This window comes from Nostoc sp. LEGE 06077 (assembly GCF_015207705.1).
In the GTDB taxonomy this organism is placed as follows: domain Bacteria; phylum Cyanobacteriota; class Cyanobacteriia; order Cyanobacteriales; family Nostocaceae; genus Nostoc_B.
The window spans coordinates 1-8,910 of sequence record NZ_JADEWI010000105.1; the positions used below are offsets into that span (position 1 = coordinate 1).

At 40.5% G+C, this 8,910-nt stretch carries 8 protein-coding genes; 5 read left to right on the top strand and 3 right to left on the bottom strand.

Features of this window, described 5'->3' with window-relative positions; all coding sequences use genetic code 11:
* Positions 1-356: 356 nt before the first annotated feature.
* The 3 genes from IQ244_RS31630 to cysS all read right to left on the bottom strand — a co-directional run bounded on the left by IQ244_RS31630 (position 357) and on the right by cysS (position 5,127).
* The gene (locus IQ244_RS31630) at positions 357-1,700 is read right to left on the bottom strand and encodes a TldD/PmbA family protein (RefSeq protein WP_193900620.1); all 1,344 of its coding nucleotides are present in this window, start codon (positions 1,698-1,700) and stop codon (positions 357-359) included.
* A 59-nt stretch (positions 1,701-1,759) separates the two neighbouring features.
* On the bottom strand, positions 1,760-3,199 hold the full coding sequence (locus IQ244_RS31635; protein ID WP_193900621.1) for a TldD/PmbA family protein: 1,440 nt from the start codon (positions 3,197-3,199) through the stop codon (positions 1,760-1,762).
* A gap of 485 nt (positions 3,200-3,684) precedes the next feature.
* On the bottom strand, positions 3,685-5,127 hold the full coding sequence (gene cysS / locus IQ244_RS31640) for a cysteine--tRNA ligase (protein ID WP_193900622.1): 1,443 nt from the start codon (positions 5,125-5,127) through the stop codon (positions 3,685-3,687).
* A gap of 187 nt (positions 5,128-5,314) precedes the next feature.
* Between cysS and IQ244_RS31645 the strand changes: the two genes are divergently transcribed.
* From IQ244_RS31645 to IQ244_RS31665, 5 genes are all read left to right on the top strand, one after another.
* Positions 5,315-6,478: a CobW family GTP-binding protein gene (locus IQ244_RS31645; protein WP_193900623.1), complete on the top strand. Its 1,164-nt coding sequence runs from the start codon at positions 5,315-5,317 to the stop codon at positions 6,476-6,478.
* 68 nt (positions 6,479-6,546) lie between these two features.
* Entirely contained in the window at positions 6,547-6,990 is a 444-nt protein-coding gene (dtd, locus tag IQ244_RS31650) for a D-aminoacyl-tRNA deacylase (protein ID WP_193900624.1), read from the top strand.
* Positions 6,991-7,137: 147 nt separating this feature from the next.
* Complete coding sequence (gene psb28 / locus IQ244_RS31655) at positions 7,138-7,473, top strand: photosystem II reaction center protein Psb28 (protein ID WP_193900625.1); 336 nt, start codon at positions 7,138-7,140, stop codon at positions 7,471-7,473.
* 184 nt (positions 7,474-7,657) lie between these two features.
* Positions 7,658-8,161: a MogA/MoaB family molybdenum cofactor biosynthesis protein gene (locus IQ244_RS31660; protein WP_193900626.1), complete on the top strand. Its 504-nt coding sequence runs from the start codon at positions 7,658-7,660 to the stop codon at positions 8,159-8,161.
* 189 nt (positions 8,162-8,350) lie between these two features.
* Positions 8,351-8,749 carry a hypothetical protein gene (locus IQ244_RS31665; protein WP_193900627.1) on the top strand — a complete coding sequence of 133 codons (399 nt, stop codon included), beginning with the start codon at positions 8,351-8,353 and terminating at the stop codon, positions 8,747-8,749.
* Positions 8,750-8,910: the final 161 nt, after the last annotated feature.

Genomic DNA, 8,910 nt, shown 5'->3' on the forward strand with positions numbered 1-8,910 from the left:
TGAAGGCTTCAAAATGCCTCACGTCCTCAAACAATGAATAATAGTGTTGGCAATAGTTATCTATGAATGCCACTGTGCTTACTGCTTGTCTACGCGGCGTAACCATCCCTCTTACTTACTGTTTCTGCTTTTCTTTCTGATTATACTTTCCCCGTAGTAACAAAAGAGGGATTAGTTTCTTTACGTACTTGTGAGGAAGATTTTGCCTGTCATCGACAGCTATTTTTAACTGAGCAAGGTTACAGTGATCAAATTAAAATTATGGATTAATTTTTAACGCAAAGTTACGCGGAGTTTAGCGCCAAGGTGGGCGGAGGTATTATTGAGATAATGAGGTATTGTATAGAGAATTTATATTACAAAGTGTAAGTAAAATCATTAACCAACATTCCAGGAACTAAACTTCCACCTAATTGGCGACTGTCATAAGTGCCAACTTCGGGGATAAATTCTTGAAAGTTAGTGAAATCAACTAAATTTTCTCCCCAAAAACGATAGAGGCTTTCGTCAAAGCGGAGATTTTCAATAGGTGCAATGATTTCGCCATTCTCTACCCAAAAACATGCGTAACGTGTCATACCTGTAATTCTACCTGTAGGGCGATCGCTCCAATTTAAATAATGTAAATTTGAGAGATATAATCCTGTATCTAAGTTAGATAAAATTTGCTCTAATCTTAAATTTCCTGGGCTTATTTCTGGTGTACGTAAGGTTTCAGAACTGTTAGCACCATTAGCAGTTTTTTGATATTCTTTAGCAGTTCGAGAGTTAACTAAGCTATTTACTAAAATACCTTGGGCGATTATCGGTAATTCTGGTGCGGCCATTTCGCCTAATTCATTAAAACGCGGAACTAAACCTAGTTGAAAGTTTTCTTGTAAACTAAATTTTGCAGATAACTGTTTTTCTTTTCGGGATAATGCTGCTAAAGCACTGTTACCTTGTTGGATATCTGCTTCACCGACAGCGCTCCAAGAAAGCATTTGCAATAAATCAGCCACAGCCGCAGGTGCAAAATAAGTTTTATATTGTCCTCTAGGCACTTCTTTTGCTGGATGAGATAGCAATTGTAGTTGTTTTTTGGCTTCGCTGATTTTCGTCGTATAGTTGGCTAAATCCCAGTGGCTTCCGGCAAATGTACCTTTAACTGCTTGTCCTGAATTGCTAAACAAAGAATAATCTAATGTAAAAGTATCGGTAGCAAACCAATGTTTTTGACCACTAGAATCTCCATAGCCTTTAATTACTATGCCTCCAGCATAAATTCCAGTAAAATCTAATTCTGTTACTTCATCTAATATGCTAGAAATTACTGCTTCTGGTGCTAATAAATTACTATAATGAACTTCTCGACTAGTATTATTTCCTGATGGTAAAACTAAATAAGGATCAATGGGTAATATAGGCAATTCCTCCCGTAATTCTTGTAAAGCTTTATATGCTCTGTGCCAATCTTTTTCACCATTTCCGGTAAAAGTAAACTGTCGAGAACTACTGCGTTGCTCTGCCATTAAAGTCAGTTGAATGCAACCATCGGCTACACAGCCGGTTTGTCTAACTTTGGCATGATTAAATCGAGTAAATTGACTCCTTTCACTACCGAGTTTGAGGGTAAATTCCTCACCTTCTAATTTCTTGATGAGTAGAGTTTCTAAAATCTGATTGAAGCTAGATTCTAAAGCCGTTAATTCTTCTTTCATTGGTAGATTATTAATTCGTAATTCGGAATAAATTTACAAAAGTCATACTTTTGACTTTCTCAACTTCCTCCCCCAAAAACTTCAACATTAGCAAATACACAAACGGGTGAACCATGTCCTACCCAAATGGCTTGATTGGGTTCACCTTTACCACAGTAAGGAGTACCATACATTTGCCAACTATGAGTATCACCAACTTTGATTAAGCTGTGCCAGAATTCTGGTGTTGTGGCGCGATAGTTGGGGTTGCGGAGAGTTGTGGTTAGTTGGCCATTTTCAATTAATTTGGCATATTCGCAGCCAAATTGGAATTTATAACGGCAATCGTCAATTGACCAAGAGCGATTTGATTCCATGTAAACGCCGTGTTCGATACCACTAATGATTTGGTCAAAGGTGGCGTTTCCTGGTTCTAAGTTTAAATTAGCCATGCGGTCAATTGCTGGTCGATTCCAAGAACAAGCACGGGCGCAAGCAACTCCTGGTATTCCGGCTCTGGCTTGACTTTCTAAACTGCCTAAACCCCTTTGTAAGACTCCTTCTTTAATCACATATTCCCGTGTGGCGACTGCACCTGTATCATCAAAACCATAGCTGGCATACTCACCTGGGACTGTGGGGTCGAAGGTAATATTCATTAGTGGCGAACCATAGACTAGCTGACCAAAATCATCGGTTGTGACAAAGCTACCGCCTGCATAGTTGCGTTCATCGCCTAAAATTCGGTCAATTTCTAGGGGATGACCGATACTTTCGTGGATTTGCAACATCATTTGGTCTGGAGCTAGGACTAAGTTAGTACGTATATTTGGGCATTCAGCCGCAGTCAGTAGTTCTATAGCTTGTTCTCCTACTTGCTGTACCCGTTGCCATAAATTTTCTTGTCTTAAAAGTTCCCATCCACCTTGATAACAGTGCGCTTGCCAACCGTTGTTGGTGCGTTGCTGGACAATTGCCCCGTCTTGGGCGATCGCACCATAATTACTCCCCAAGGAGATAAACTTTTGATAGACTTCTGAGCCGTTGCTGCTAACAAACCAACTTTCGCGCTCACTGGTGCTGATGCTGGCTGTAGTTTGCACGATTTTGTCATGAACTTTCATTTTTCGGCACATCCGCACCAGCAAATCATTGATTTCTCCTGGACTGAGTGCGTCTAATGGTTCCAAATAAGGCGAGTTATATTCACCCACAACCTTGGGACGCTCGGTTTCTTTAAAGGGATATATCCACCATTGACTAGCGGCGAGTGCTTGTTTGTAAGCTATTTGGGCAGCAGCTTCTAAAGAAGCAAATTCTAGAGAATTGGTAGCGGCGTAACCCAGACAGCCATTCACTAAAACTTCAATCATGGCTCCCTCGGTGGTAGATTTACCATTAATTTGGGGAATACCATCACGTACATAACGGTTCGATGCTGTTTCTTGGACTGCTCTAATACCAATCCAATCAGCCGGAATATCAAATTTAGAGATCGCTTTTGTTAGTTCAGACCACATAATAATTTAGATGCAAAATTTAGTTAATTTATTATTGACAATTTGCTTTATTTATGGATGATTTTTAGCTACTCCTATTCTAGCCATCAAATAACCAGCTATTACATAAATTATTTAATTTCCTTTGCTTGTTTGCAAAGCAGAGAAAATTTTTATTTCTTCACACAATTGGTTGTATTTGATACTAATTTAGATGTTTTAACTTTTACCCTAATCGATGTAAATTATCAGACCTAAGATACTTTTTCAAGACTGTTTTCACCACACACTCTAAAAATTCGATTTAGTGCAATAATGCAGAAACCTTGCAGGAGAATTCAGTAGCCAGAATTAATGATTGTGACTCACCCAAATGTTATGAGAATATAACATTTGGGATTTAAAACTAAGTTTATTCGCGGAAATTTTAGCGATAAAACGGCTTTTGTCGTTGAGTGTTTGAGATAAAACTGCAATGCGAGATTCACAAAAGCCTATGGTTCAGATTAATTTCTATGCCAGCGAGTACCTTCAGAACTATCAATTAAAGTAATGCCTTGGGATTGTAGTTCATTACGGATGCGATCGCCTTCGGCAAAATTCCGCGCTTTCCTAGCGGCTTGGCGTTGTTGAATCAAATCTTCAATTTCCCCATCACTCAGACCATCAGTTGCAGGGGTAGCATTTTCAATTTCGGCTGTTAACCCTAACACCTCTGCCAAAGTTACCAGAGTTTGCCATTGTTTTTGCAGTTCATCGGCTGGTGTATCAGTTTTGCCTTCATGTACGATGATGTTTCCTTCACGGCGGAGTTCTTTGGCTAATTCAAACAACACTGTTACCCCACCAGGGAAATTAAAGTCATCGTTGACAGTTTCTTGAAAGCGTTCAACAAATTCAGGGAGTAGGGAAGAATTAACTTCCCAGCCTAGTTGTTTACCGTATTGATAACCAAACAGCAAACCTTCTTTCAGGGTGTGCCAGCCGTTAGTAGCAGCAGCGATCGCATCATCGGTAAAATCAATAGGCTTACGATATTGCGCCATCAGCACAAATAATCTTACTGCCATTGGATCTACATGGCGATCGAGTAAGTCGCGGATGGTGGTAAAGTTGCCCAAAGACTTGGACATTTTCTCACCGTCCACCTTGACCATACCGTTGTGCAGCCAGTAAGTTGCTAAAGGTTTACCTGTGACAGCTTCCGATTGAGCAATTTCGTTTTCGTGGTGAGGGAAAATTAAGTCAGCACCACCAGCATGAATATCTATTGTCTCACCCAAGCGATCGCGCACCATCGCCGAGCATTCAATATGCCATCCCGGACGACCAGCGCCCCAAGGTGATTCCCACGCAGGTTCGCCGGGTTTAGCGGCTTTCCACAAAGCGAAATCAAAGGGGTCTTTTTTCTTTTGATATTCTGCGTCTTCTAGATTAACGCGGTCACTCGCACCAGCCTGCATATCTTCCAACCTGCGACCAGAAAGCTTACCATACTCAGCAAACTGGCGTACAGCATAGTAAACATCCCCATCTGAGGGATAAGCAAAACCTTTATTTTCTAACTCGTGAATTAAACGCTGAATTCCGTTCATCGTATGGGTTGCGCGGGGATATTCATCAGCTTCTTTGATTCCCAGTCGTGCCATATCTTCAAAATATGCTTTAATGAAGCGTTCAGCTACAGCGTCCATTGATGAGTGTTCTTGTCTGGCGCGGTTGAGAATTTTGTCATCAACATCAGTAAAATTCTGCACATAGCGCACTTCATAACCGATAAACTGGAGATAGCGGCGCACAACATCCCAAACAATGCAAGCTCTAGCATGACCCAAATGACAGTAGTCATAAACCGTCACGCCGCAGTAATACATCTTAACCTTGCCTGGTTCGACTGTTTCAAACGGTTCTTGACGACGGGTGAGGGTATTGTAAACAGTTAGGGTCATAACAGAGTAATGCGGCAATAGAGGGATACGCAATAATAGGGTTAAGTCGCTGGAAAGTTTATCCAGCATCCCTATGCTAGTGTTTTCTGGACTATCTGCGCTACCTTTTGTGAATCTGAATTTCCCAGTGGTGGTAGCCACAACTTAGAGAAGTTTTATATTTTTTGATTTGTTTCATAACCGCGCTATGCAAACAGCAGTGAATTCTGAATCTCAACCCATGAATGCGCCTAAACAAGGTTTACCAGTCACAATTATTACTGGATTTCTTGGTAGCGGCAAAACGACTTTACTAAATCATATTCTCACGAATCAGCAAGGTTTAAAAACCGCTGTGCTGGTGAATGAATTTGGTGAAATTGGCATTGACAACGAGTTAATCATCTCTACCGATGAAAATAATAATATGGTAGAGCTAAGTAATGGTTGTATTTGCTGCACCATAAATAATGATTTAGTTGATGCCGTTTACAAAGTATTAGAACGTGAAGAAAAGCTAGATTATCTAGTAGTAGAAACAACTGGACTAGCAGACCCGCTACCAGTAGCATTAACATTTTTAGGCACAGAACTGCGGGACTTAACCCGTCTAGATTCGATTATCACTGTCGTAGATGCAGCTAATTACAGCTTAGATTTATTCAATTCTCAAGCAGCTTACAGCCAAATTGCTTACGGTGATGTGATTTTGTTGAATAAAACAGATTTGGTTGATGAAGCAACTTTGACTCAGTTAGAGGCAAAAATCAACGAAGTCAAAGAAGGCGCGAGAATTTTGCGAACCAAGCGATCGCAAGTACCACTCGCTCTAATTCTCAGTGTAGGATTATTTGAGTCTGACAAATATTTTGACACCGTTGATGAACATGACCATGAACATCATGATCATGACCATTACGATCATGACCATCACGACCACGACGAGCATGACCATTCTACCTGCGGTCACGACCATCACGACCACGATCATTCTACCTGCGGTCACGACCATCACGACCACGAACACCATCACCACCATTCTGATCATTTAGAAAATGATGGCTTCACTTCGATCTCGTTCCAAAGTGACAAGCCTTTTTCTATTAGGAAGTTCCAGTATTTCCTAGATAATCAACTACCAACAAACATTTTCCGCGCCAAGGGTGTGATGTGGTTTGACGAAAGTCCCAAGCGCCACATTTTCCACCTGTGCGGTAAACGCTTCACCTTAGATGATGATGAGTGGAAAGGTGAACCTAAAAACCAGATAGTCTTGATTGGTCAAGATTTAGACAGAGAAACCTTAATCACTCAGATAGAGAACTGCATTTGTTTACCTTCTGTCAGTCGTGGTAAAGGCTTCAAAAAGTAAAAAGTAAAAGGTAAAAAGTAAAAAGAAATATTTTTGACTTTTGACTTTTGACTTTTGACTTTAAATTTATGCGCGTCATCATCCAGCGAGTGAAATCATCTCAAGTAACAGTTAACGGTGAAACTGTCGGCAAAATTGGCCGAGGGTTAAACTTACTCGTCGGTATTGCTGATACAGATACAGATGTAGAACTCGACTGGATGGTGCGTAAATGCCTAGAATTACGGCTGTTTCCCGATGATGAAGGTGGCGACAGATGGCAAAAATCTGTACAAGAAATTAACGGTGAATTGTTGGTAGTCAGTCAATTTACCCTTTACGGCGACTGTCGCAAAGGTCGCCGTCCTTCTTTTGACCGTTCTGCATCGCCTCAAACCGCAGAAGATTTATACAACAGCTTTGTTAACAAGTTACGCGCCAGTGGTTTAAGCGTCGAAACAGGTAAATTTGGCGCAATGATGCAAGTTTCCATTGAAAACGACGGCCCTGTAACTTTATTACTGGAAAAGTAACAGTCAAAAGGACAAAATTTAAGACTAGTCTGCGGTAAGCCGCTAAAAGCGTCTACAGACTTCATACTTCAGACTTCATAGACTACTGAGTTCTAAATGATGAGAGAATATTAAACTAACGATCACAAAACTTTAAATTCTTTCATCATGGCAAAAATCCAGTTTTCTAGAGGTCTTGACGAAGAAGTGGTACCCGATGTACGTTTAACGCGATCGCGCAGTGGTGATACTGGTACAGCAACTTTTATTTTTACAAATCCCACAATTTTGGGACAAAGCAGCAGTGAAGAAGTCACCGGGATGTATATGCTTGACGAGGAAGGCGAAATAGTTACCCGCGAAGTCAAGGCTAGATTCGTCAACGGTAAAGCTGAAGCATTAGAAGCTGTTCATATTATGAAATCTGCTGACGAGTGGGATCGCTTTATCCGCTTTATGGAGCGATATGCTAAAGCAAACGATTTGGGATTCAGCAAATCTTAAATTGTCAACTGAAGTATGAAGTCTGAAGTGTGTTCGCCCTTGGCGTTCCCAAAGGGTAGTATGAAATAAAAGCTTTAGTCTTCATCCTTCATCCTTTTTTAGCCAAGTAACCGATAATTTTGGCATAGTAAAAAACTCCAAATTTATCAGTGAAACTAATCCAAAATCCAAAATTAAAAATCGGATGACGCAACAACCCCATCCAGATGCAACAGCAATGACAGTAACTTGTGCTGTAGTTACTGTAAGCGATACACGCACCCCAGGAACAGACAAGAGTGGTCAAATTATTCAACAATTGCTGTTAGCTACTAACCATAAAATTGGAGCCTACGCAATTATTAAAGATGAGCCAGCAGACATTCAAAAACAGATAGAATCGCTGAGTAAAAATGCTAATTTAGATGCAGTGATTTTCAATGGCGGTACAGGTATTGCACCACGAGATACTACTTATGATGCAATTGAAAAATTATTAGAAAAAACTCTACCGGGATTTGGAGAGATATTTAGATTTTTAAGTTATCAAGAAATTGGTTCCCGTGCGATCGCCTCTCGCGCCGTTGCGGGTGTTTATCAAAATAAATTAATCTTCTCTCTCCCCGGTTCTAGCAATGCTGTGCGGCTAGGTATGGAAAAATTGATATTACCTGAACTCACTCATTTAGTCAGCCAGATGCGGAAATAGGGACTGATAGCAAATTTGACTGAAAAAGGGTTGCAGAGCATCGGTGAGATGTTAGGAAAAATTAGTTACACAATAAGTAGAAAGAGGTCGTTTGATCATCTTTTGTAGACTATCTTTTTTTAATACGAAATCGTAGAATTTTATCGTGTAGTATATTGCGGTGTAGATAACGCTACTCTGGAGCTTAAAATGACAGAAGAACCTACGATTCAATTCACTTTTGCCGTTGATGGCCCAGAGTTAGATGATGAGAGGCGGCAGAAAATAGCTAACAAGCTGCTGCGGGAAATCCGCGATTTGGATGAGGTGGAGAAAGCCGATCGCGTTGAAGATTTGAACCCAGAAGCAGGAAGTAAGCCAGGATTCGCCACTTTGATCGGATTTCTGACGGCTGAAGTAAGCATGAAGAATATGAAGAGCTTCTTAAGTTTTTTAGGCGATCGCCTGGGTGATAAGCCGAGTAAAATTACTGTGAAAGTTGGTGATAAAGAAGTTACTATTGAAGCCAAAAGCCGACAAGAGCTACTAGAAAGTGAAAGAGTAGCAAAAGACTTATTAGCCGCAATGGGCGATCGCAGCAATGGCTAAGAAGATAGCACTACTAATTGGAGTCAGTGAGTATCCCTCTTCTGTCACTTTCCGAAATAAGCAAGTAGTAAATAAATGAAATTATCCAGAAGAGAAAAAAGGTTTAAATTGGTTCATTGTAAAAATTAGGTGATTAAATCCAAGCAATAAATCGGAATTGG